19 protein-coding genes and 1 riboswitch are annotated in these 26,140 nt (G+C 44.0%); of the genes, 9 read left to right on the forward strand and 10 right to left on the reverse strand.

Annotation, left to right across the window (positions count from 1 at the left end; genetic code table 11):
* Window positions 1–48: 48 nt before the first annotated feature.
* From BXY_RS21590 to BXY_RS21605, 4 genes are all read right to left on the reverse strand, one after another.
* A complete protein-coding gene (locus tag BXY_RS21590; RefSeq protein WP_316927971.1) occupies window positions 49–897 on the reverse strand; it encodes a DUF6562 domain-containing protein in 849 nt (282 codons plus the stop codon).
* A 205-nt stretch (window positions 898–1,102) separates the two neighbouring features.
* Window positions 1,103–2,332, reverse strand: a complete 1,230-nt coding sequence (locus BXY_RS21595; RefSeq protein ID WP_008016239.1) for a DUF3575 domain-containing protein — start codon at window positions 2,330–2,332, stop codon at window positions 1,103–1,105.
* 566 nt (window positions 2,333–2,898) lie between these two features.
* Window positions 2,899–3,723 carry an Rpn family recombination-promoting nuclease/putative transposase gene (locus BXY_RS21600; RefSeq protein ID WP_004314849.1) on the reverse strand — a complete coding sequence of 275 codons (825 nt, stop codon included), beginning with the start codon at window positions 3,721–3,723 and terminating at the stop codon, window positions 2,899–2,901.
* A gap of 102 nt (window positions 3,724–3,825) precedes the next feature.
* The gene (locus tag BXY_RS21605; protein WP_208946890.1) at window positions 3,826–5,889 is read right to left on the reverse strand and encodes a tetratricopeptide repeat protein; all 2,064 of its coding nucleotides are present in this window, start codon (window positions 5,887–5,889) and stop codon (window positions 3,826–3,828) included.
* A 75-nt stretch (window positions 5,890–5,964) separates the two neighbouring features.
* Here BXY_RS21605 and BXY_RS21610 point away from each other — a divergent pair, with 75 nt between their 5' ends.
* The 7 genes from BXY_RS21610 to BXY_RS21640 all read left to right on the forward strand — a co-directional run bounded on the left by BXY_RS21610 (window position 5,965) and on the right by BXY_RS21640 (window position 14,735).
* Window positions 5,965–6,909: a DUF5106 domain-containing protein gene (locus BXY_RS21610; protein ID WP_134993082.1), complete on the forward strand. Its 945-nt coding sequence runs from the start codon at window positions 5,965–5,967 to the stop codon at window positions 6,907–6,909.
* Window positions 6,910–7,174: 265 nt separating this feature from the next.
* Window positions 7,175–7,375, forward strand: a riboswitch (cobalamin riboswitch).
* A gap of 183 nt (window positions 7,376–7,558) precedes the next feature.
* Window positions 7,559–9,601: a TonB-dependent receptor plug domain-containing protein gene (locus BXY_RS21615; RefSeq protein ID WP_008644701.1), complete on the forward strand. Its 2,043-nt coding sequence runs from the start codon at window positions 7,559–7,561 to the stop codon at window positions 9,599–9,601.
* A gap of 23 nt (window positions 9,602–9,624) precedes the next feature.
* Entirely contained in the window at window positions 9,625–11,598 is a 1,974-nt protein-coding gene (locus BXY_RS21620; protein WP_008644700.1) for a YncE family protein, read from the forward strand.
* A gap of 36 nt (window positions 11,599–11,634) precedes the next feature.
* Window positions 11,635–12,420 carry a DUF4465 domain-containing protein gene (locus BXY_RS21625; protein WP_004316212.1) on the forward strand — a complete coding sequence of 262 codons (786 nt, stop codon included), beginning with the start codon at window positions 11,635–11,637 and terminating at the stop codon, window positions 12,418–12,420.
* A gap of 236 nt (window positions 12,421–12,656) precedes the next feature.
* A complete protein-coding gene (locus BXY_RS21630) occupies window positions 12,657–14,030 on the forward strand; it encodes a tryptophanase (RefSeq protein WP_008644698.1) in 1,374 nt (457 codons plus the stop codon).
* A gap of 169 nt (window positions 14,031–14,199) precedes the next feature.
* On the forward strand, window positions 14,200–14,502 hold the full coding sequence (locus BXY_RS21635) for a GNAT family N-acetyltransferase (RefSeq protein ID WP_004316210.1): 303 nt from the start codon (window positions 14,200–14,202) through the stop codon (window positions 14,500–14,502).
* 8 nt (window positions 14,503–14,510) lie between these two features.
* Window positions 14,511–14,735: a (4Fe-4S)-binding protein gene (locus BXY_RS21640; protein ID WP_008644695.1), complete on the forward strand. Its 225-nt coding sequence runs from the start codon at window positions 14,511–14,513 to the stop codon at window positions 14,733–14,735.
* A 179-nt stretch (window positions 14,736–14,914) separates the two neighbouring features.
* Here the strand turns inward: BXY_RS21640 and BXY_RS21645 are convergent, their stop codons facing one another.
* The 4 genes from BXY_RS21645 to mutY form a co-directional block, all read right to left on the reverse strand.
* A complete protein-coding gene (locus BXY_RS21645) occupies window positions 14,915–15,547 on the reverse strand; it encodes a 4'-phosphopantetheinyl transferase superfamily protein (RefSeq protein WP_008644694.1) in 633 nt (210 codons plus the stop codon).
* A gap of 43 nt (window positions 15,548–15,590) precedes the next feature.
* Window positions 15,591–16,943, reverse strand: coding sequence for a gliding motility-associated protein GldE (locus BXY_RS21650; RefSeq protein WP_008644692.1), 1,353 nt, complete (start codon window positions 16,941–16,943; stop codon window positions 15,591–15,593).
* A 77-nt stretch (window positions 16,944–17,020) separates the two neighbouring features.
* Window positions 17,021–17,500, reverse strand: a complete 480-nt coding sequence (locus tag BXY_RS21655) for a single-stranded DNA-binding protein (protein WP_008025720.1) — start codon at window positions 17,498–17,500, stop codon at window positions 17,021–17,023.
* 181 nt (window positions 17,501–17,681) lie between these two features.
* Window positions 17,682–18,722, reverse strand: coding sequence for an A/G-specific adenine glycosylase (gene mutY / locus BXY_RS21660; RefSeq protein WP_008644690.1), 1,041 nt, complete (start codon window positions 18,720–18,722; stop codon window positions 17,682–17,684).
* A gap of 211 nt (window positions 18,723–18,933) precedes the next feature.
* Between mutY and BXY_RS21665 the strand changes: the two genes are divergently transcribed.
* Both BXY_RS21665 and BXY_RS21670 read left to right on the forward strand, forming a co-directional pair.
* The gene (locus BXY_RS21665) at window positions 18,934–19,209 is read left to right on the forward strand and encodes an HU family DNA-binding protein (protein ID WP_004300646.1); all 276 of its coding nucleotides are present in this window, start codon (window positions 18,934–18,936) and stop codon (window positions 19,207–19,209) included.
* Window positions 19,210–19,492: 283 nt separating this feature from the next.
* Window positions 19,493–21,067 carry an Rne/Rng family ribonuclease gene (locus tag BXY_RS21670; protein WP_004316204.1) on the forward strand — a complete coding sequence of 525 codons (1,575 nt, stop codon included), beginning with the start codon at window positions 19,493–19,495 and terminating at the stop codon, window positions 21,065–21,067.
* 45 nt (window positions 21,068–21,112) lie between these two features.
* Here BXY_RS21670 and BXY_RS21675 read toward each other — a convergent pair whose 3' ends face one another.
* The gene (locus BXY_RS21675) at window positions 21,113–22,669 is read right to left on the reverse strand and encodes an ATP-binding protein (RefSeq protein WP_004316203.1); all 1,557 of its coding nucleotides are present in this window, start codon (window positions 22,667–22,669) and stop codon (window positions 21,113–21,115) included.
* A 567-nt stretch (window positions 22,670–23,236) separates the two neighbouring features.
* Window positions 23,237–25,888 carry a collagen-like domain-containing protein gene (locus BXY_RS23705; RefSeq protein WP_008997352.1) on the reverse strand — a complete coding sequence of 884 codons (2,652 nt, stop codon included), beginning with the start codon at window positions 25,886–25,888 and terminating at the stop codon, window positions 23,237–23,239.
* Between the last annotated feature and the right edge of the window lie 252 nt (window positions 25,889–26,140).

Below are 26,140 nucleotides of genomic sequence, written 5' to 3' on the forward strand. Positions count from 1 at the left end.
TCATCGTTTACTGTGATTAAATTTGTTTTATTATATTGACCTGTCATTTCAGAAAGAATCGAGGTCGATGTCTATCTCGTCGTCATATCCGGTGTCGATGTTGATGCCTCCCTGCATTTCGTTGGTGAGGAAGTTGCCTCGCAGGGTGGTGAGGTGTCCCCGCCGGTAGGGCACTTCCAGTCCCCGGGTACGCGACACTACCTTTCCGTTGGCGTCCGCCAATTCAATATTCAGGGGCACAAAGGATTCCGTGCCGTTCACGAAGATAAAGTCCGAACCTAGCGGACATTTCTCCGTGCCGTCGTCGGGGATGGTGAGAGGGGTGGAGAACGTCACGCCCTGCACGGAGTTCATCGGCTTGCCCGTGGCGGTGTTGAATCCTAACGGGAAATAGAACCCGTAGGAAAAGGTGACGGTGTAGGTGTTGTTGCCGCCTTCGGCATCGCGTTGCCGCTGTGTTTTTGCCAGAAACTCCTGCACGTCGGTGGCGATAATACGGTATTTTGCCAACGGGCGCACCATGTCGACTTTGGCTTGTACGCGGACGTTCCATTCGTCCCGGTAGGGGCGCAGGTCAAGGGTGGTGCTGCCGTAGAGGCAATCGCGGTAGCCAGTGCTTCCGGTGTAGGGCGTGGTGCAAGTTACTTGCTGCAAGTTCTCCGTATTATAATAGAGGTCGGTGGTCGTGCCTGCCACAACGTAGTCCGTCCATACGGCGAGGGTGTATTCTACGGCGTACAGCTTCAAATGGACAGGGAGCGTGATTTTCCCGTTGCCGGCTTCGTCGGCATTGTCCATGACGGTCACTTGCCGGGCTGCCGGTTTGCCGTCGCGCCATGCTTCGATGATGAAGCGGCGGCGGTAATCCGTTTGTTCTCCGGCACGGGCTTTTGTGATTCCCGCGGTGTGCCTTGTTGGTGATGATTTCCAGTGGTAGGAGTTCGAGGTCGAGGGTCACTTCGGTACTGACCTCTACAAGCGTGGGGTCGATGCCTTCCTCACCGTCCGGTGTCATCGCGGGATAGTCGTGTACACAAGCGGCAAGGACGGTTGCCAACATGAAGGTGATAAATCCTATAGCATATTTCTGTTTCATAAGCCGTTACTTTTTAAGGTTGAAGCGATAGACGATAGAAAGCCCCATGCGGGTGATGCCCCAGTAGTTCTTCGTCCGTGTGTCTATCCGTGCGCCGTTGTCTATATTATAATAGGTGTCGTACTTCATGTTGGCATAGCCTGCACCGAGGGTAAATTCTCCCGCCCAATGTCCGCCGAGCGGCAACAGATAACCATAGCTGACGCCCGCGCCCAGCAACGGACGGTCGGCGTCTTGATAACGGTCGCGATTCCACTTCACATTGAACCAGCCTACGTGGGCATGAAGACCGAAGAAATGTCCCGAGCCGGGCTTCGAGAGCCAGTAACGGGCTTCGGGTTGCAGGGTGAAGGTCTTCACGGCATGTTTACCGCTGATGTGCCACGGACACCACAATATCGGCAACTCTACGGAAAGATGCTTGCCGACCTGCACTTCCGCCGCCACGTTCATAATCGTGCCCGCCCAAGCGGCAAGGTTGGTTTTCACGCCAAGGTAACGACCGTTGGCGGGAAGTGAAGGCGAGGTAGCTGTAGAGGTGGAAGCGGTGGAAGAAGAAGGAGTAACTGAAGCAGAAGAAGCAACCGAAGTAGAAAGAGCAGTAGCTGCATCGGGTGCAACAGGTGCAGTAGCTGCATCCGGCACAACAGCCGTGGCAGCCACGGCGGAAGAGTCAACAGGCTCTTTGTCTCCCTGCAAGGCAACCGGAAGGGCTTCCTGTTGTTCCTGTCGCCTCGCCGCACTTGCAGGCTCTTGCCGGTTTTGCGGAATCTCGCTTTGGCAATCTTGGAAACCTCGGCAACCTACCACGACGACTTCTCCCCACAAGGGATGAGCCAACGGGTGGTTGAGTGTCCGGAAATGCCGCTCGCGCAGTCCGTAGTGGTCGATAAGATAGCCTTTCAGATTGTTGGCACGCCAGTAGGCGGCGCGCAGATTCGACTTTTCATCGTCCCAACTGCCGGAATAGCTCTGCACGTAGAGGGTGTCCTGACGTTTACGAAAGGTGCGCAGCCGTTTCTTCAACTTCCGCAACGACAGTCGGTTGTCCGCATATTCCGTCTTGAACATCCGGATACGTGAAGGATAGCTGAAAATAATCAGGCTGTCTGCCGAAGGTGAGGAAAGGACGGCAGCATCCGGCTGACCGCGCAAGGGAACAACCGATAGACATAGCAAAAATGCCAGTACGAAGTAACGGAATGTACTCCACGCTACGTTTTGTTTGTTTTTCATTCTCATACCTGTAACATAAGATTACAAAAATTTATATACAAGAAAGGCGTAAGTGTCCGTATGCTTATCCGTCAATCGGGGCCTTCGCACTGCCCATACCGTAGATAAGCAACAGAACACTCACGCCATTGGCGTATATAAAGCTTGTGTATCGTCCCCCTCCCCTCTCCGGACGGAGGGGGAAGCGGGGGCGCAAACAGGCATCCATATAAACAATGGAACGTGAGCATTTGTTGCATTCATCTTCACGGTGACAAGTCAAAGGTGCGAAGTTTGATTGACGAAGATGATATTCTTCAAACGCTTTCCGTTATCTAAAAATCACGCCCTCTCTCACAAGGGCAGTGACAAAGATAAAGAAAAGCCGAAAAACAGCAAACAATATAGGCTAAACTTTTATTCGCCGAGGCAAAATAATTATTTCAGCCCGACGAAGGACAAAATGGGAATGGACAGATTCATGGACAAAATAGAGAAGAGGCTGTCAGGAAAAGGCTTGGCGCATACAAACAGTAAGGGCGACCCGTTTTTTAACGAGCCGCCCTTACTGTTTGTTATCTATCTTTTCACAATGCCTCAATTTCTTCAGCAGTGAGTCCCGTACATTCTGAAATTAAATCGATAGCCAAACCTTTGGATTTCATCATACGGGCGGACGATTCTTTTCCTCTCAACATACCTTTCTGTTCGGCAAAGTCCAACGTATTGAAATAATCGTTATAAACTTTCCATTCCTTCTCATATTGAGCTCTTTCCTCCGGAGTCATATTCGCTTTGGAGGCCATCTTCTCAAGTCGTTCAAAAACGGCTTTACGTGCCTTGAAAGGCATTCTATCAAGTGTATCCATATGCTTTAATACATAAATCCACCGTTCAAAATCGTTACTACACTCATCCTCTTCTTTGTCAAAGTTAGGCAGTTCGATAAAAATCTGCCGAAACTTGTTATTGAAAAGCTGTCCTGTATCCCGGTCGGAAAGGATTACATCAGTCCTTATCTTCGCAGGCATGTCCTTGTCAATCACAAAGTTCATAAAAAACACTCCGTATACAGCATCCAACCGGAAGTCCCAAGGACCGCTTTTAGCTTGTTGCGTAATCGCACGAGAGAGGTAGAAGAGAGCACGATCTTTAAAGTAAGGTTGCTCACGATTCTGCATTTCTACGATTATCCGTTCACCTGTGTCAGTCATACAGTAGATATCGTAGATAATCCCCCGTTCTGTTTTTACTTCCGGCTGCTGTTCGTTGTTAAGGAACTGGATGTCGGTAATCACGTGCTCTCCAGAGAGCAAATCGTTCAAGAAGTCGATTAATAACTCCTTTTCTACCTCTCTGCCGAATAAAAACTTAAAGCCATAGTCGGTAAAGGGATTAATAAATCTTCCCATTATTAATGTATTGGTTGTGTATATTGACAACAAAGATAGACATTTTTTGTTTAATGATGAAAGTTCCGGGTTAATATTGCTGAATGACTGGAAGAACCGATTCTATAAATCTTCCCCTGCCATAATGTGACGGATTTCCGCATCAGTGTCCGAACCTTCGGGCAGACCAAGCTTCACACGGATGCGGTATCGGGTTTTGGACACACTTGCCACGCTGATGCCGAGCGTCCGCGCCAGTTCTTCGTTGGATTGTTTGAGCAGAACCAACATACAAAACAGTTCCTCGCTACGTGTCACCGCCGGACAGGCTTCACGAAGATGCAGCAGCGCCGACGGATAGACGGACAAAAAGGCGTTACGGAAATCCTCTTCTTCCTTACGGGTGAGCAAGTGGGATTGCAGGCTTTCCATCACGCTGTCAAGTTCGCACGTGTTGCGGTGGCGCGCCTGGATATCAGAAAGCTGGCAGATAAGGGAGCGGTTGCGTTCGTACAAGTCCTGACGGGCGGCTATCAGTTCGTGAAGCCTGCTTTCCTGATCACGCAACCGTTCGTCAGCCCGCTCATGTTCCTGCGCCTCGAGCTGCCACCGGAGCCGCAGATTGCGGTGGCGCATCACCATCCAGCCGGCTATAAAAAAGACGAGTAGCAATGCACACACTCCGGCTATGGAATATACATGCAACAGGGTATCCTGAAGACGGACTTCGGCAGTCAGCAGACGATTCTCCTGTTCTTTCTTCTGTGTTTCGAAACGGATATTTGCCGATGCCAACTGGCGTATCTTGTCTTTGCGGGTCACCGAATCTCTCATCATCCGGTATTCGGGAAAGACGGTGAGCATATCCGCTGCCCGCCCCGTGTGGCGATAGCCTTCCATTAACAATTCCGCCGCTTCCGAAGCAGGGTGAAGCTCGGATATATCTTTCAACTCGCCAATAGATTTCCGAAGCAGGGGGATTGCCTCCAACCATTTACCGGCGCGGACAAGGGTGGCACCGTAATAATAGTCATAATATGGCAGGCGATGACGGGGAACTTTACCTTCAAGTGCGGCAAAGCCTCTCAAAGCCACATTCACAGAGTCGGGAAAGGCGGCAAGGTAATACATCCGGTCTATCTGCACCATCAAATGATAGTAGTCGTTCTTCGTCCGGTCAAAGCAACTGTCGGCCTGCGCAAGAACCAGGAGTGCGGAGTCGGGGCGATTCAGATTGTTGTGTATCTCCGCCTTCGCAATGAAGAAACGACCTATCAAGTTATTGTCAACTTCGGCACGTGCCGGCTCGCCCGTTCCTACGGCACAATAGCGAAACGCTTCATCATAGAGCCCGAGCAGGCGGTAGGCTTCCGTCAGAATCTCCGCCGCCACTAGCTTGCCGTGATAGCTGCCCGACTTCTCACATAGACGGATAGCTTCACGACAGAGGGAGATACTTTCTTCATACTTCCCCTGCTGAAGGTATATATCGGCAAGCCGCCCGATAGCTTGTGGATAAAGCCAATAGTTGCTTAGGCCCGAGCGTTCTGCCACTCGGCAGGCTCTACGGAAAGCGGACTCGGCACGAGTGCTGATAGTGTCGACACCCATATAGGTGATGCCTGCCGTAGCTGTACAAAATATCTCGCTCAACGGGTCGTTGTTCTCATCTTTCAGTGCCATCGCCCGGTTGAGATAGTCCACCGCCTCCGCATGGCGGTCGAGCGCCATAAGCATCTGCGCCTTTACCACCCACAGTTCCCTGCGGCAATAACGGGAGACAACGGGGTGTTTCGCCCGCTCCAACGAATCAAAATACTGATAGCCGGACTCAAAGTTCATCATCAGATTGAAGTATATCATTAACCGGCGGAGAGATTCGGAAGATAAACGGCGCAATTCTTCGGTAGTGAGCACATCGTCCACCGGAAGCCGGAACACGGAATCAAGCGGCGGGAAAGCCAGACTTTCCTTCTCCTCCTTAATCAAGCGGATACCACGCCCCAATGTACGAAGACTGTCGGTATAGAATGTGGGAGAAACGGCAGGATGTTCCCGCTGCATGTCAGAAGGTCGGTTGCAACTCCACACAGCCGTCAGCATAAAAAAAACGAAGAATATGTAGGTGGATTTAATCATAGATATGCATTGTATGTTTGTTTGCCGACACAAATATAGCATTTTCATTAAAACAGTGCATTTTCACACATAGTTTTTTTATCTTTGCTCACCAATAGTAAATTGAAAACAATTCAGCAAGTTATGAGAACAAATATAAATCTTATCCCAGTCTTCTGTATTCTACTGCTTTGCGCCTGTAAAAGCGGGAATGCATCCAGCCAAAACTCCCAAGAAGCTCCCAAAGATACCATTACCTCCTTTACGCTACCTGCCATCCCGCCAATGCTGACAGCACCCGAGCTACGGGCAGATTTCCTAGTAAAGCACTATTGGGATAACGTAAACTTTGCCGATACCAATTATGTCCATCATCCCGAAGTGACCGAACAAGCTTGGGCGGACTATTGTGATATACTGAATCATGTCCCTTTGGAAACTGCACAGCAAGCTATACAGAAAACAATCGAACGGACAAATGTGAATAAGAAAGTATTCACTTACATCACTGATTTGGCAGACAAATATCTGTACGACCCTAACTCCCCGATGCGTAACGAAGAGTTTTATATCCCTGTACTGGATGCCATGTTGGCTTCTCCCGTACTGGAAGAAATAGAAAAGGTACGTCCCAAAGCCCGTCGCGAACTGGCTCAGAAAAACCGTATCGGAACCAAAGCACTGAATTTTAACTATACATTAGCTTCCGGCGCACAGGGTTCTCTTTATCAACAAAAATCGGACTATACCTTACTATTTATCAATAACCCGGGATGCCATGCCTGCACGGAGACAATCGAAGCATTAAAAAACGCCCCTATCATCAATCAACTTCTGGAACAAAAGAGACTAACAGTCCTCTCCATTTATCCCGACGAAGAGTTGGACGAATGGCGAAAACACCTAAATGAATTCCCCAAAGAATGGGTTAACGGATATGATAAAACCTTCGCTATCAAGGAACAACAACTGTATGACCTGAAAGCCATCCCTACCCTCTACCTCCTAAACAAGGATAAGACAGTACTTCTGAAAGATGCTCCCGCGCAAACCATCGAAGAATACCTGCTAATGAAAGGCGAACAATAAGCCCCCACGCCGCCCACACACGTGCCACGCCACACCGCCCACCCCGCATGGTCTCCCGACCTCGTTTTTTCAGCGTCAAGCGCAGGTGTTTTCTTCGGCGTCAAAAAGGGCAGACTGTTTGAGCGTAGCGAGTTTCTGCCCTTTAGCCGAAGGAAGCACCGGAGTAGCTGAAAAAACGCAGCCTTGATCCTTTCTTTTTGGTTCTTTCTCTTTCGTATCAAGACGAAAGAAAAAGAACATCCCTTTGGAAAAAACAAATAAACTCCCTATCTTTGTCGCGCATTGGTTTGCGACTCCCATGCGGGGGAAGCAATTAAAAGGGAATCAGGTGCAAGTCCTGAACAGTCCCGCTGCTGTAAGTTCCATATAAGTTACAAGCAATTCACTCATTGCCACTGGAGACCAATCCGGGAAGGCGTTTGTAACAGGAATAAGTCAGAAGACCTACCATGCAAATAAGTTTCACTGCTTTCGAGGAAAAAGCGTTGAGTCTAATGAACCGGACAAGTCGTCTATCATTTCATTCATCACTCTGATTCAGAGAAAGTGTGTTAAAACGGATAAACTCTGCCAAGTTTATTTATGCGTGTCCGGTCGAAGGGATTTCGCCCGGACACTTTTAAACAGTAACAGACTGAAAAAGGAATAAATGAAGAAAAGAACATTTAATAAAGTGATCTTTGCAGCATTCAGCTGCCAATTCTTATCCATACCACTTTTTGCACAACAGCAAAAGGTAGATACGACACATACATATTCTATTCCCGAAATAACAGTATCAGATATCTATCAGACCCGCGAAGTACGCTCAACCGCTCCCCTGCAAGTCTTCTCCAAAGACGCCCTGAAAAACCTGCACGCCCTGCAAGTCTCCGACGCGGTGAAACACTTTGCCGGAGTGACCGTAAAAGATTACGGAGGTATCGGCGGACTGAAAACAGTATCCATACGAAGCCTGGGAGCCCAACATACCGCTGTCGGTTATGACGGAATCACCCTGACCGACTGCCAAACCGGACAAATAGATATCGGGCGTTTCTCTCTCGACAACGTAGACCGCCTTTCTCTAAACAACGGACAAAGCGATAACATCTTCCAACCTGCCCGCTTCTTCGCGTCAGCAGGCATATTGAATATACAGACACTCACGCCGCTATTCACCAAAGGCAAAAAGACCAATATAGCTGGAGCTTTCAAAACCGGCTCCTGGGGATTAATCAATCCCTCCCTGCTACTGGAACAACAATTCAATAAGACATGGAGCATGTCAGCCAATGGCGAATGGATGTCCTCCGACGGACATTATCCGTACACACTACATTATGGAAATGCGGCAGAAGACCTGTCCTCACGTGAAAAACGAAAGAATACAGACGTACAGACATTCCGTGCCGAAGCCGGACTTTACGGCAACTTCTCCGATAAAGAACAATGGCGGTTGAAAGCCTACTACTTTCAGTCCTCCCGGGGACTACCCAAAGCTACAACCTTCTATAACGACCATTCCACACAACACTTGTGGGATAAAAACACATTCATACAAAGTCAATACAAGAAAGAATTCAGCCGGCAATGGGTGTTCCAAACCTCTGCCAAGTGGAATTGGAGCTATCAACGTTATCTGGACCCCGATACCAAGAACTCTTTAAAGAAAACGGAAAACAGCTATTACCAGCAGGAATATTACCTTTCCGCCTCTGTATTATACAGACTGTTGAGCAACCTCTCTTTCTCACTTTCCACAGACGGAAGCATCAACACCATGAACGCCGATCTAGCCAACTTTGTACACCCCACACGTTACTCATGGCTGACAGCATTCGCCGGAAAATACGTAAATGACTGGTTAACAATCTCCGCATCCGCATTGGCAACCGTTATCAATGAAGATGTGAAAAAAGGCGGTAGTGCCGGCAATCACCGTAAGCTAACCCCTTATGTAAGTGCCGCTTTCAAACCTTTCCAGCATGAAGAATTCCGCATCCGCTTCTTCTATAAAGACATTTTCCGTCTGGCAAGTTTCAACGACTTATATTACGAAGAAGTAGGCAACACCCAACTAAAGCCGGAAAAGGCCAAACAATACAACATCGGACTGACATACAATAAAAATGTATGCCCGTTCCTACCCTATCTGTCAGTAACCGTTGACGCCTATTATAACAAAGTGACAGATAAAATTATCGCCTACCCTACCAAAAACCTTGCCGTATGGAGCATGAAGAATCTGGGTGAAGTTGACATCAAAGGCATTGATGCCACAGGAAGCCTGTCCCTCCAACCTTGGGATAAAATACGCATCAACCTCTCGGGTAACTACACATACCAACGAGCATTAGATGTCACCCCGCCCGATCCGAACACGTATGAATCGACATACAAACATCAAATAGCCTACACTCCCCGCGTCTCCGCTTCGGGACAGGCAGGCGTCGAAACACCGTGGATCAATCTGTCTTATTCATTCCTTTTTTCCGGAAAACGCTATGCATTAGGACAAAACATTGCCGAAAACCGATTGGATAGTTATAGCGACCACAGCATTTCTGCAAACCGTGACTTTCAGATCAGAAAAATCACTACCTCTTTCAGCGTGGAAGTATTGAACCTGATGGATAAGAATTACGAGATTGTGAAATATTTCCCAATGCCCGGACGATCCGTAAGGGCGACAATAAAAATAAGATATTAACTATTATAAAGTAAGATATTGACGTGAAAAGGAAACTAATATATATATTCTCGTGCTGGCTGTCATCCATAATCTTATTCGTAGCATGTGATGATATGGAGGACAAACCCTTCACATCAGGCATTATAGGCGATCCGACAGAAACGGGTACCGCCGAATTATATGTATTATGCGAAGGACTGTTCAATCAGAACAATAGCTCGCTGGCACGTTTTTCTTTCGGCAACCAGCAAATGGTTCGTGACTATTTCAAAGCAGTCAACCGCCGGGGATTAGGAGACACTGCCAATGACATGGCCATCTACGGAAGCAAGATATATGTGATAGTCAATATCTCCAGTACGGTAGAAGTGATAGACTTTCGTACGGGAAGCTCATTGAAACAGATTCAAATGCTGGCAGAAAACGGAAGTTCCCGTCAACCACGCTACATCGCTTTTCACAAAGAAAAGGCATACGTATGTTCATACGATGGAACCGTTGCACGTATAGACACAACCTCCCTATCCATAGAAGCTATCACATCAGTGGGACGCAATCCCGACGGTATTTGTGTACAAAACGAAAAGTTATATATTTCCAATTCCGGCGGATTGGACTATTCATCAGGACTGGGGGTAGACAACACGGTATCTGTTGTCGATATTGCCACATTTAAAGAAAGTAGCAAACTAACAGTAGGTCCGAATCCCGGTAAAATAGTAGCAGGTCCGGACGAAACCGTTTATGTTGCCACCCGTGGCGAAGATGTAGAAGCCGGCGATTATAACTTCGTCAAGATAGACTGCCGGACAAACAAAGTTACTCAATCTAACGAGAAAGTACAAAACTTTGCCATTGATGGAGAGATTGCCTATCTATATAATTACAATTATAACACGCAGACCTCTTCTATCAAGATGTTCAATCTGAAAACAGAAGATACAATCCGTGAGAATTTCATAACTGACGGAACAGTGATAAAGACACCATACGGCATCAACATCAATCCTTACAGCAACAATGTATATATCACCGAAGCCCGTGATTACACCACCTATGGAGACTTACTTTGTTTCAACCAACAAGGACAACTCATGTTCCGTCTGAACAACATCGGACTTAACCCGAATACTATTGCATTCAGTGACAAAGCCTCACAAAGCGATATTGATGACAACGATGATGATAAGGAAAATCCTCTGGCTTTCGCCAATAAAGTATGGGAATATCGCCCTGCGCCCGGACAGTTTATCAACACTACCACTTCAGCATATAAGGAGGGCTTTACTTATGATGATATACTAGAAGAAGCAACCCGCAGAATCCAGCAGAAATCACTCCTTACATTGGGAGGATTCGGTGGTTACATTGTTTTAGGATTCCCACACCCCATTCCGAATGTAACAGGAGAGTATGACTTCAAGATAAAAGGCAATGCCTACTACAACTCCAAAACCGGAACAGGAGCATTGGGCGGAAGTGCAGAACCGGGAATCGTATTTGTATCTAAAGATGTAAATGGCAATGGAAAGCCTGACGATGAGTGGTATGAATTGAAAGGAAGCGAATACGGGAAAGACACAGAAACACGCGGATATGAGATAACCTATCACCGCCCGAATCCAGCCAACCTAAAAGTTTTTTGGAAAGACAATCAAGGCAACGAAGGATATATCTTCCGCAACAGTTTCCATAACCAAGAATCATATTATCCACTTTGGATAGAAAGTGATGAAATCACATTCCAGGGAACACGTCTAAAAGATAATGCCGTCCCGGAAAACGGATTATGGGTAGGATATTGCTATCCGTGGGGATATGCAGACAACCATCCTAACAGCAAGGAAGGAAGTAATTTCAAGATAGATTGGGCTGTGGATAGTAATGGCAGTCCGGTAGACTTGGATCAAATCGACTTCGTGAAGATTATGACCGCAGTCAATCAGGATGCAGGACAAATGGGTGAAATATCAACCGAAGTTACCACCATTGAGAACTTACATTTCAAGAAATAATCAATAATTAATTAATAACTAAAATCAGAAAAGAACATGAAGAAATTATCTTTATTATTACTGTTATCAGTATTTGTATTTTGTGGCTGTAGCGATGATGACGATACAAAAACATACGTGCTTAGCCTGCCCAATTACGAAACTCATACACTTGATATGGGCGATCAAGAAAATCCGGATGATTCATGGTCTGTTAGTAGCGACTGGGGGACAACTAACTACAAATATAATCTATTAACTGACGCTAGTGGTATCTTTGAATTTGACTGTGTATCTTCAACATACGGTTTCTATTCAGATAGTTTTGCATTTACAAATTGTACAGAAAAAGATTGCCCAGACTTCGCAACTTATGATTATCGCGCTATCACTAAAAAAGGAGTAATCAATAATACATACGTTATCGTGGGAGCTGCCGGATATAAAATTGGAAAGAATTCTGATAAAGAAGCTGCAATCCGTTTCAGAGACCACGACAATTCAAACAAATTGGAATCCTATAGAGTAAAAGGACTATATTTAACAAACTGTGTCTATGCTTACAATAGTATGAAGGAAGGTAGTTCTATATTCGAAGGAAAAGATAAATTTGGAAATACAGATTCTTTCAAAATCATCATCTATAATATGGATAAAACTCAAAGTGTAGAGTGCACTTTAGGTGAAGGAACCCAATTTGTAACTACATGGAAATGGGTAGACCTAACTTCATTAGGCGAAACAGAGGGATTGAAATTCAATATCAAGACCACCAAAGAAGACCAATGGGGTGCAATGACCCCAACCTATTTCTGTCTTGACGGTATCACTATTGAAGACTAAATAACCAACTTGTTTGATTGGTTGAGATTAAACATCAATCGACCGCATAATTTTAAAGGGCCGGATATTCTTTTAAGAAATCCGGCTCTCTTTCTATCTACTCACTACATTTTGATATATTACCAGCCCATAGAGAAGTAAATCCAATAACCCTCACTAACAAAAAGACACTATATATTTGTTAATCACACAAATTTTAGCTACATTCGTTGTTCAAAACTATTAAATCTACGACAATGGAATTACCTTTTGCTGAATCATGGAAAATAAAGATGGTAGAACCCATCCGGAAAAGCACACGTGAAGAACGCGAGCAATGGATTAAAGAAGCACATTATAATGTCTTTCAACTCAAATCAGAACAAGTTTATATCGATCTCATCACCGATTCCGGAACCGGAGCGATGAGCGACCGTCAATGGGCGGGAATGATGCTAGGCGATGAAAGTTACGCCGGAGCAACCTCTTTCTTTAAGTTGAAAGAGATGATTACGAAACTGACAGGATTTGAATATATCATACCTACCCATCAAGGACGTGCCGCAGAAAATGTGCTTTTCTCTTATCTCGTGCATGAAGGAGACATTGTACCCGGCAACTCACATTTTGACACCACCAAAGGACACATCGAAGGACGCCATGCCACCGCATTAGACTGCACTATCGATGCAGCAAAACATACCCAACTGGAAATCCCGTTCAAAGGAAATGTAGACCCTGATAAATTGCAGAAAGCCCTGACAGAATATGCAGAACGAATTCCTTTTATCATCGTAACCATCACCAACAATACAGCCGGAGGACAACCCGTATCCATGCAAAACCTGCATGAAGTACGTGCCATTGCTGACAAATACGGCAAACCCGTACTTTTCGACTCTGCACGCTTTGCCGAAAACGCCTATTTCATCAAGATGCGCGAAGAAGGTTATCAAGACAAAACCATCAAAGAAATCACACGGGAAATGTTCTCTCTAGCCGATGGCATGACAATGAGTGCCAAGAAAGACGGAATCGTCAATATGGGTGGATTTATCGCCACACGACGTTCAGACTGGTATGAAGGCGCAAAAGGTTTCTGCGTACAATACGAAGGCTATCTCACCTACGGGGGAATGAACGGACGGGATATGAACGCTCTTGCCATCGGCTTGGATGAAAACACCGAATTCGACAATCTCGAAACACGTATCAAGCAAGTGGAATACCTGGCAAAGAAACTGGATGAATACGGAATTCCTTACCAACGACCGGCCGGAGGCCACGCCATCTTCATTGATGCACCTAAAGTACTGACGCACGTTCCCAAAGAAGAATTCCCGGCACAGACGCTGACCATAGAACTTTATTTGGAAGCCGGTATCCGTGGATGCGAGATCGGTTATATCCTCGCCGACCGTGATCCGATAACTCATGAAAATCGTTTTAACGGTCTTGATTTACTCCGCCTCGCCATTCCCCGCAGAGTATATACAGACAATCATATGAATGTAATAGCCGCTGCTCTCAAAAATGTATATGAACGTAGAGAAAGCATCACTCACGGAGTGCGTATCGCCTGGGAAGCGCCTTTAATGAGACATTTCACAGTTCAATTGGAAAGATTATAAACTTAGAAAAAATAACAAATATCAGTTGAAGAAGTAATAGAAAGGGATTGAAAAGACCAGTGCCAGTATGAACGGGCAATACTTTCTCCATTAACAAGAATAATTGTTTGCATAAAACAAAAGTGTTTCCCAAGTGTTTATATTATAATCGAACTTAATACGTAAAATTATGGCAGAAGATTATAAATTAATAGACAACGAAGAAAAACATCGATATGAATTTCAGATCGATGGCAAAATAGCCGAAATAGACTATATCAAATCAAACAATGGAGAAATATACCTTGTACATACAGAAGTACCCGCCTCATTAGGCGGCAAGGGAGTAGGATCACAACTTGCAGAAAAAGCACTGACAGACATTGAACGACAAGGTTTACGCCTGGTACCGCTTTGCCCGTTTGTAGCCGGATATATTCACAAACATCCGGAATGGAAGCGAATTGTAATGCGTGGTATTCATATTAAATAAATACAGATATGGAAAAGAAAATAGAATACACCAATGGTGAACTGACCATTGTATGGAAACCGGAATTATGCCAGCATGCCGGAATATGTGTAAAGATGCTACCCAATGTCTATCATCCTAAAGAAAGACCCTGGGTGCAAATAGAAAATGCGACTACGGAAGAATTAATTGCACAAATCAGCAAATGTCCGTCAGGAGCATTGAGCTACCGACTTAACAAAAAAGAGAAGTAAACCAACCATAAAAGAACCCGTCTGAAAAGCCGTGAGTTCATAAAATCATGAGGGCGTCCGAATATAAAGTGAACCCCGAAAGTCATACAAAAACTTTCGGGGTTTATTTTATTATGTCAAGACATCACACATTACAAAGAAAAGAAAAACAGGTAGAAGCACTCCATCTCTTCTCCTATTCAACTCAATGTCCACGTCAATACAAAGTCCGGACAAATACGATAACCGACAGAGTAAAGTTCCTGCTGCTCCGTCGCCAACTCCTGAACCTGAAACGTTCCTTGCTCTTGAGGAATAAAATGCGTCAAACGGAGTTTACGAAGATCAGCGTCCGCGTTTTCCATCCGCTTAAAAACAGCTTCCTTTGCCGACCAATGCAATAACAGTCCCCAAGTCATATCGTCCTGATAAGGTTCCGTTTGTTCGTCAGAACGGATATACCGATCAGATACCTTGTGAACGCGTTGAGCATATTGCTCAATATCAATACCTGCCGGAGTGAAAGAAGCAAGCATCACAGCTACATAACCTTTCGTATGAGAAATACTGATGAAAAAAGAATGATCCGTCAGATAAGGTTTTCCCTCGGGAGAATAACCGATTTCCTTATCCTCCTGCAACATGGCATACAACAAAACACGAACGGACAACCATTCCATCTTACGCCGTTCGGAGACAAAACGATTCAATTCCTGTTCACAGAACACTCTTCGCGCATCCGGCAAAAGAGCCAACAGAGCATCCAAAGACTCTTCCATCTTCCAGACAGCCCACTGTATATCATCCGTCTTATGTTGCAGAAATAACGCCATCTTACGTTTGCTTGATTATGCTTTCAAAATTATGATTCCAAGATTATTCCTTCTCTACCGAGCCTTCCATATCCTTCGGCAGAATTGTAAACTTCACTTTCAGGATACGACGACTATCCATTTCGAGCACTTCAAACTCATAATGGTGATAAGTCACTTTCTCATGCAATGCCGGGAATTCACCTTTAATTTCGAGCAGCATACCCGCCAATGTATCCGCATCTCCCACCACCTTTTCAAACTCGTCTTCGTCTACTTTCGCAATCTTATAGAAATCCGTCAACTGCGTCTTCGCTTCAAATATCCAAGTATGGTCATTCAAGACAACGTATGTACGTTCTTCATCATCATATTCATCATGAATCTCACCTACAATCTCTTCGATAATATCCTCCATCGTCACCAGTCCGGAAGTTCCTCCAAACTCATCCACAACAATGGCAATATGAATTTTATTCGCCTGAAAGTCACGTAACAGATCATCAATCATCTTTGTTTCCGGCACAAAATAAGCCGGACGGATCAATGACTGCCAACGGAAATTATCCCCCTTGTTGACATGAGGCAGCAAGTCTTTAATATACAATACCCCCTTGATATTATCCCGCGAACCGGAATAGATAGGAATACGCGAATAAGCATTTTCAATGATACATTGCATCACCTCCTTGAAAGAGGTACGGATATCCAGATCGACCATATCCAGACGTGATGTCATCACCTCCTTCACAGTTTCACCGCCGAAACGGATAATACCCTCCAAGATATTATTCTCTTCAGAGAGTTCCGCTTTATCTGTCAGCTCCAATGCGTGCGACAATTCATCGACAGAAATATTGTGGCTCTTCTTTACAAAATGTTTATTCAGAAAAGTGGTTGAACGTACAAGCACAGTAGCTATCGGACGGAACAGTTTTTCCAGGAAGTAAATCCCCGGTGCCGAAAAACGGCAAAAAGCCAAAGTCTTCTGTGCTGAATAGATTTTCGGCATGATTTCACCGAACAACAACAATAGGAAAGTCAGGATGACGGTCAGTATCAAGAACTCTGCCAATGGAGAATGAAAAACAAATACATTCATAAAGAAGAAGTTGCAGAGCATGATAATGGTTACATTCACAAAGTTGTTCGTAATCAATATCGTTGCCAGGAGGCGTTCTGAATCCCCCAACAGGGCACTTATTTTTTCGTCGGAAGGATGATTCTGTTCATCAATATCATTCCGGTCGGAAGGAGTAAGTGAGAAAAAAGCTATTTCGGAAGCCGAAGCAAAGCCGGAAGCAAGCAGGAGTACACCTGCCAATACTATGGCAATAATAGCAGAGATAGAAGGAGTGTTTACGGTAATACCGTTGAAAATGTCAGCCAATTGGCTTAAATAACCATCTGAGTCCAAAGAGTCTATATTTTAATTAAACAAAAGATAATGTGCCAAGAAGCTCGCGAAAACCTATTGGCACACTATCACATTATCTAGAACGGCAAATCATCTGTCGGATTATCTTGTGCGGGTTGTGCCTGCGACTGCTGCGCTTGTTGCGACTGGCCGGCAACCGGTTGTTGCTGTTGCCCCGTAGCCGGTTGTCCAGTAGCAGAAGCTCCCGCACCCGGATTGGCTCCTTTCGGAGACAGCATTTCCATATTATCCACATAAATTTCGGTGATATAGCGCATAGCACCCGACTGGTCGCTATAAGAACGTGTTCTTATCTTTCCTTCCAGATACAGTTTGTCACCTTTGTGCACATACTTATCCACAATCTCCGCCAAACGGTTGGATGCAACGATATTATGCCACTCTGTTCTTTCGGGAATCTGGGTTCCATTAGCCAACGTATATCCACGATCCGTTGTAGCCAACGGGAAAGTTGCTACTGCCGAACCTGTATCGAAGTATTTTACCCGAGGATCTTGTCCTACGTTTCCTATCAATATCACTCTATTTACTGACATATCTGTATCAAGTTTATGATTCTTAAAATTAAATCTGCTGCCAAAATTAAACAGAATAACAATAGGATGCAAGATTTTAAGTATAAAATCAAGTATTAAGTTTTAAGTATTAAGTATTAGGCTGCGCCATAAACTGCATGGGTAATACTCAATACTTATTACTTAATACTTATTCTAATGCTTATTCTAATGCTTGTAGCAAGTCTTGTACTAATTTAGAAACAGCGTATTGCTCCAGTTCGTCCACCCTTATTTTCAGGAAATCACTGAAAGAAGTCAAATTTTCAGACAAGGTCACTTCATATAGATTAGCATAGATAACCCGGTGAGACAATACATGCTTCACCTCCCTGCAAACCGAACGTACCACCGGTACTTCCCCCGGCGCAAAGAGTGCACGAAATTCCGGTAAAGTCAAAAAATCTTCTTCCGAAAGAGCCGTCGGAGTTTCTATCAAGGGCAGTTCGAACAGATTTTTCCAAATATCATTGCCCGTCCGTTTATTTATAAAGGTATACGCGCCCGCACGTACATAAATATAATTAAAGTAACGGTTCGTTGTCTTTGTTTTGTGTTGCTTCACCGGAAGTTTTGCCACCAAGCCTTTCGAAAGTGCCGAGCAACTGCCCACCAACGGACAGAACAAACAATCAGGCGACTGCGGAGTGCACTGAATCGCCCCGAAATCCATTATTCCCTGATTGTAAACAGCCGGATGCTTCTTATCCAGCATCTCATCCGCCAATGCTGCAAAGAGCTTTTTTCCTTCTGTCGAATCAATCGGAGTATCGATGCCGAAATAACGGGAAAGCACCCGGTACACATTACCGTCCACTACCGCATAAGGCATACCGTAAGCAAACGAACAGATCGCTGCCGCTGTATACTCCCCCACTCCTTTCAGAGCCAGCACTTCCGGATACGTTTCCGGGAAAACCCCATTCATGCTTTTGGCGGCGGCATGAAGATTGCGGGCACGTGAGTAATACCCCAGTCCTTGCCAGTATTTCATCACTTCATCCTCCTCCGCAGCGGCTAAAGTCCGCACATCGGGAAAACGTTTGATAAAACGAAGAAAATAATCATACCCCTGCGCCACCCGCGTCTGTTGAAGAATGATCTCCGAAATCCAGATCAGATACGGATCGGCAGACTCCCTCCAGGGCAGTTCACGTTTATTCTCTTTATACCACTCTACAATCGTTTTAGTAAACTCGTTCATATCCTCGTTCCTAGTGTATTATCTAACATTTATCTTGCCTATCCTATCCAAAAGGCACACAAAAGTAACTCTTTTGGTTCTAAGAAAACCCTATGCCACTATTTTTTTAGAAAAATGTGCAGAATATATTTTTTTAGGAGCTTAAAAAGCTATATATTTGCAGTCCAAAAAATTAGCAATAACATAGTAATAATATTTTTTTTAAGGAAAAATGACTAAAGCAGATATTGTAAACGAGATTACAAAGAAAACTGGAATTGATAAGCAGACAGTTCTTACAACAGTTGAGGCATTTATGGATGCAGTAAAGGATTCATTGTCTAACGATGAGAACGTATACTTGCGTGGGTTTGGTAGTTTCGTAGTAAAGAAAAGAGCACAAAAGACTGCTCGTAACATTTCTAAAAATACTACGATCATTATTCCGGAGCACAACATTCCGGCTTTCAAACCGGCTAAGACATTTACAATTTCAGTAAAGAAATAATAAACAAGAGTATTAACCCATAAAATGTGAAGCTATGCCAAGCGGAAAAAAGAAAAAAAGACATAAAATGTCTACGCACAAGCGTAAAAAAAGACTAAGAAAGAACAGACATAAAAGCAAAAAATAATTTTTAAGTCTGGATCACACAGAAATAAAGAACAAACTTGCGAAGCTAATGTCTTTCAAGTTTGTTCTTTGTTTAAGTAGCTAACCCAAAATGAACAATTTGTCAAAAAAGTTGTTCATATAAATGAGATTCAATCAATAATAAGGAAACAAAACAGTGACAAGTGAACTAGTAGTTGACGTACAGCCCAAAGAGGTCTCCATCGCCCTTCTCGAAGATAAGAGCCTGGTGGAACTTCAAAGCGAAGGAAGAAATATTTCTTTCTCTGTGGGCAATATGTATTTGGGACGTATCAAGAAATTGATGCCCGGACTGAATGCATGCTTTGTAGACGTTGGTTACGAGAAAGACGCTTTCCTTCATTATCTGGACTTGGGTCCTCAATTTAACTCACTCGAAAAGTTTGTAAAGCAGACTTTAAGCGACAAAAAGAAGCTGACCTCCATCAGCAAAGCAACCCTGCTTCCCGATCTTGACAAGGATGGAACAGTATCCAACACCCTCAAGGTAGGACAAGAAGTAGTGGTGCAAATCGTTAAGGAACCGATCTCCACTAAGGGACCGCGACTGACGTCCGAAATTTCGTTTGCCGGACGCTATCTCGTACTGATCCCTTTTAATGACAAGGTTTCTGTTTCACAAAAAATTAAATCGAGCGAAGAACGCGCCCGCCTGAAACAATTGCTGATGAGCATCAAGCCGAAAAACTTCGGTGTCATCGTCCGCACGGTAGCCGAAGGCAAACGCGTAGCCGAACTCGACGGAGAGCTTAAAGTCCTGGTTAAGCATTGGGAAGATGCGATGGTAAAAGTACAAAAAGCCACCAAGTATCCGACGTTGATTTATGAAGAAACCAGCCGCGCCGTAGGTTTGTTGCGCGACCTCTTCAACCCTTCTTTTGAGAATATTCACGTCAACGACGAGGCTGTGTACAATGAAATTAAAGACTATGTATCACTGATTGCGCCCGACCGGGCTAATATCGTGAAACTGTACAAAGGTCAACTTCCCATTTACGACAATTTCGGTATCACCAAGCAGATTAAATCATCGTTTGGTAAAACAATCTCTTACAAGAGTGGTGCCTATCTGATTATTGAGCACACTGAGGCGCTTCACGTAGTAGACGTGAACAGCGGTAACCGCACCAAGAATGCCAACGGGCAGGAAGGTAACGCACTCGAAGTAAACCTGGGAGCCGCCGACGAGCTGGCCCGCCAATTGCGATTAAGAGATATGGGTGGTATCATTGTCGTGGACTTCATCGATATGAATGAAGCCGAAAACCGTCAGAAGCTTTATGAACGAATGTGTGCCAATATGCAGAAAGACAGGGCACGGCATAATATTCTGCCGCTTAGCAAATTCGGGCTAATGCAGATTACACGCCAACGTGTGCGTCCGGCAATGGACGTCAACACGACCGAAACCTGCCCCACTTGCTTCGGCAAAGGCACTATCAAGTCGTCCATTCTTTTTACGGACACTTTGGAGAGTAAAATTGATTACCTGGTCAATAAACTGAAGGTTAAGAAATTCTCGTTACACGTCCATCCGTATGTTGCCGCTTATATCAATCAGGGACTCGTTTCCCTGAAACGGAAGTGGCAAATGAAATACGGATTCGGTATCAAGATTATTCCAAGTCAAAAACTCGCATTTCTGCAATATGTGTTCTATGATACACATGGAGAGGAAATCGATATGAAGGAAGAAATCGAAATCAAATAAACAGAAAAGGCGGCCCGGTCAAAACGAGCCGCCTTTTTGTTTTATCTATTTTTCTTCAACTATCCATTTTTCAATATTACGGGTTTCCGCACTGAAATTTACTCCTATTTTAAAGAGTTTCCGTTCATCCATCTCGAAAGGAAGAGCGTAATGCTTGTCATTTATCTGCTGCAATGCTTCTTCTGCCGTACCGTTCAGTTTAAATTCCATGATATAGATGAATTTGTCTGTCTGCAAGACAAGGTCGATGCGTCCTTCGCTTGTATGATATTCCACTTTGGCATAGAAGCCGACCAGTTTAAAAACGATGAAAAGCACGTTCTCGTAATGCAATTCCTGATCGCGAATCACTTCGTAGGTGGTATCTGCAAAGAAGCTTTGCAAGCGACGGAAGAAAGAACTGTAATCGCCGGAACGTACTTCACGAACAAATTTCTGAATTTCAAACGGAGATTCTACCTTATTTACATTCGCATAATAAGGAAGCAGGAAACGGACAAATCCTTCTTCTACTTCACGATTCGGGAAACCTAACCGATACATTCCAAATTCTTCATCATACCCTTTAATGGTGAGGTAGCCACTCTGATAAATCACCGGAATGGGATTAGTAGATTCAGAGTCTATGCTATTCAATACTTGGGCGTCGGTTTCTTCATGCGTCATCCGCTCCAAGTCATAATGATGTTTTTGCAGCAATTTCACCAGATAGGTCGGTGTGCCCGTTTCAAACCAATAGCTGCCGAAATCCTTACGTTTGAAAGCATTAAGCAAACTGAACGGATTGTACATACCAATAGAATTGTGCGTAAAATGGTAACCGTCATAGCACTCTCTCAACTCTTCACAAAGTTTATCATACGTTATTCCGCGCGCAGCAGCAAATTCATGAAGCTCTGTTTCCAAATTGTTGTGGATTTCACGCTCGCTAATGCCACAGATTTCGACATACTCATTCCACATGGATATATCATCCAAGTTGTTCAAGTCACTAAACACACTGACTTTGCCAAACTTTGTCACACCGGTAAGGAATGCAAACTTGATGCAACCGTCCATTGTTTTAAGCGCTCCATAAAAAGGCTTTAATGTATTCCGAAATTGCTTTTGCAATTCTTCATTACCGATGGCTTGCAACATGGGTTTGTCATATTCATCGACAAGAATAACCACACGTTGCCCCGCCAACTTACAAGCGCGCTCTATGATACCGGCAAAACGCAAGGAAAACGAACGTTCGGACGGCTCGGCACCATATAGTTTTTCCCATGCTGTCAGCGATTTATCAAGTATATTATCCAGACTTTCGGATGTATCATATTTCTCGATATTAAGGTCCAGATGCAGTATAGGATATTTGATCCAGTCCTTTTCCAGTTTTTCCACAGCCAGCCCTTCAAACAGTTCTTTCTTTCCTTGAAAATAGGCCTCTAAGGTGGAGACGAGCAGACTCTTTCCGAAACGGCGCGGACGACTCAAGAAGTAATAACTTCCGGTCTTTACCATTTGATACATCAGTGCTGTCTTATCAATATAGAAATAACCGTCATTACGAATTTTTTCGAAATTCTGAATACCGATCGGATAAATTTTATGGCTCATATTCTCTTCTTTTATTAATCAATGCCTTTCTTGCAAAGATATATATTTTTAATAGAAATCTTTGTCATGGCAGGTTAAAAGATTCTTTTCAATCATTCATTCTGCACATTTCCCCGGAAACTTAGGGACGATAAAATAAGGGGATAATGACTGCACAAAATTACGAAAAGCCCGGACTTTCGCAAGCTCGGGCTTTCTGTATCTTGAGGACGTCTCCTTTACCTATAGGGAAATGGGCGACTAGCAATTGATTCTAGTACAACAAAAAAAGACGTCCCAAGAGTAAAGATAAAAGGGATGCCAGTAGGAAATGTGGGGAGGCATCCCTTTTCTAATAGAAGAACAAAGATGGAAGGATGGACTTTCACAAGCTGTGTCTCTTCGCTTTGTCACTTCTCAACATATAATCTTCACACTTCGGTGAAGAAGGGTTTCATATTTATGGAGAGAACGCACTTCAACAAGCACGGGCTCTCCTATTATGTTATATCATTCTAGAGATAGCTCCCACCTCTGCCAGAGGCAAATATAGAGGAGCTATCTAATAGAACATTAAAGGATTTCAAATTAATCCGCAAAGAGAGCAGTAGGGAATGTTACTGTCTTCACCACAGGTGCAGGAGATGTTGCGCTCCAGCTGATTGAAGGAGTAATAGTAACTGTCACTACCAAATCTTTCACAAGACCCTTCAAGGCCTTACCAGCATCTGTTAATATCAATTTCTGTCCAGTAGAATCAAACTTGAAGTTAGTTTTGTCACTTAGTTCTACCTTAATAGAATATCCATAAAGAGCAAGAACAGCGTCAGCGGTAGTCAAAGTACCAGTGTCATAAGTGTTATTATCTGCAGTCGGCCACATTGCCTTGCCTTTTCTGTCTTTCCATACAATGTCACCTAATACATCAATCTCTGAATCTATGGTTTCAGCTGTATACGCTGTTGTGATACCTTTTTTAGCGTCCGTTGCACCAAATTCCGATTTAAGCAATTCTGATAATGAGATGAATTGAATCTTTTGGTTAGCAATTGAAGCAGGTTCAGTAGCATCGTTAGGCTGACAATTTACATCTACAGAGAATGCCATATTGTCTTTAGCGTGAGCCATGTCTACTGTGAACTTATCGTTAGCTACACTTCCTACATGATCGTCACCATTCTTGTCAACATCATACGTAATGCTGTTGTATATACCTGAAGTAACTCCGCCAGTAATAGCGTTCCATGTAGTAAAGATTGAGCCCATTTCTCTTTCGAGACTGATGCTCTGAATCTTATCAGCATTCTTAGTTTCATTAATCAGAAGAGACACCTTGCCATCTTCAGTCCACATACCTGAAGTTTTTGTAAATACAGGCGTCTTATAATCAACAGTTACCGGTAATTTGAATACAATTTGCTTCGTTGCGTCAACGTCAACTGTCAATACGGCTTCCATAGTACCCTTGTATGCAGCGGTTACTGTCAGTTTCAGGTTATCATATTTAGTATCACCAGAAGCAATACCACTAAACTTCACTTTATCTCCATCGTTAGCCGTGGCAGTTGAGCTAGCAAGTTTAGCAGTAGTAATAGCGTCTTTGATTGCCTTAATATTAGCTGCTGACACAGCAATGTCGGATTTCTCTGATTTATTCCAAACTACCGTCTGTGCTGCCAAAGATTTTGTTTCTATTTGCTTGAAGGTGACAGTCAGTTTAGCCGGAGCAGAGGAGCCACCGACGCTAGAATAATCAATGCCCTCATGAGTTTCTCCATCAAAAGGAATACCATTTGTAGTTATATAGCAGACTTCAACCTTTGCTTCTTGCCCTTTGGTAGAAGTGATGGTTTGTTTGCCGGCTTCGTTCGTCCCCAATGTTACACCTTCAGGAGCATCGGCTGCCAACTTATAATAATATGCATAGACTGTACTCAAATCCATAGGAGTGGTGGTAGCTGCAGCTGCCAAGTCATCCAAAACCTGTACCTCACCAACTTTTGCGGACACTGCTGCATCTACCAGTTTAGTAGCACTTGTAACTGCTTCCGGTTTGATTTTAACATCATAAGCAGAGATTATTTCATTGTTCCATGCGTCTTTTGTACAGAATGCGTATGCTTCATCTGCAGGAAGGGCAGTTTCCAAATTCAAGCCATCTTTTAGTGTAACAGTAAGGTCGTAAACACCACGATTCACTTTGGCTTCGGTAGCACGTGTCAATGGTTTTGCAGTTTTATTTTGTTCAATCTTAGAGATAACAAAATTAGCTTCATTTTGAGAATTCATCAAATAGATTTGATATTTGCTATCAGTAAAGTCAGGACCTACTGGATTAATCAACGCATTCAACACGCCGGAATTAGTTATTAACAGGTCATTTTTCTTAAATTCTTTTTTCTCATCCTCCATACCAAAAGTGAAATCAGCTTTGCATTGAGCATAACTTAATTTAAGTTCCTTTGTTCCGCCTGCAGTGATTTTACCATTCTCAATAGTCACTCCTTCAAGGCTACTAATCAAAGCTGCAGTAGGCAGAATAGTTGTTAATTCTGTTCCAGTAGTTTTATCTTTTACATGTAGAGTAAAGCTAGGTAATCCCTCATTCTGTACGGCATAAACAGTGGCTGACGAATAATCACCTTTCACCCATTTATCTGTAGCGTCATCATAGAAATACCAATAATCTTTTTCAAATTCACCTGTTCCATCACCAATAAAAGGAGATTTTCCGGCAGGACCAGCAGGACCTTCGGGACCAACAGGACCGATAGGACCTTCGGGGCCAACAGGACCGACAGGACCTTCGGGACCAACAGGACCAACAGAACCTTCGGGGCCAACAGGACCAACAGGACCTTCGGGGCCAACAGGACCGACAGGACCAGTAGCACCGGTCTCACCCTTTTCACCTCGTGCCGGTTTCCCAGTATCAACACCGTCTATAAACCAGTTTCCATTTTCTCCAATTTCAACGACAGATCCATCTTTACCATTCACAATAGAATATTTATTTCCATTGTTGAAAGTAATTTCAAATCCACCAGTGATACTTTTAATGTCTGTTACCCAATTACCTGCATTCACTTTTGCTTGCAGTTCAGCAAGACCTGCCGCATTGGCATCAATCTGCGTTTGCAGATTGTCGATGTCATCATCATAGTCTTTACAGCCTACATAAGTGACAGTAGCAAGCGTCAATGCCCCGAAAAGCATTACCCTAACAAAATTTTTCTTCATAACTACTTAAAAATTACATTAATAATATATTATTAAACACTAAGTTTCAATAATAGACCGCCCGTTACTTTGTAGGTAACGGAGAAACCTTTGTTCCTGCTCTTTTGGAGTAGTCAATACGGAAAAATGAAACAATATGCAATTACATTTTTACCCCTGCTTCTTAGAAGCGGCAGAGGGGCGGGAGACCTTTTGCAAAATTTAGAAGTTAACAAAGCCCTAATACAAAGAATCCGCGTGTTTTATTTGTTT

The sequence above is a fragment of the Bacteroides xylanisolvens XB1A genome, assembly GCF_000210075.1.
Classification (GTDB): domain Bacteria; phylum Bacteroidota; class Bacteroidia; order Bacteroidales; family Bacteroidaceae; genus Bacteroides; species Bacteroides xylanisolvens.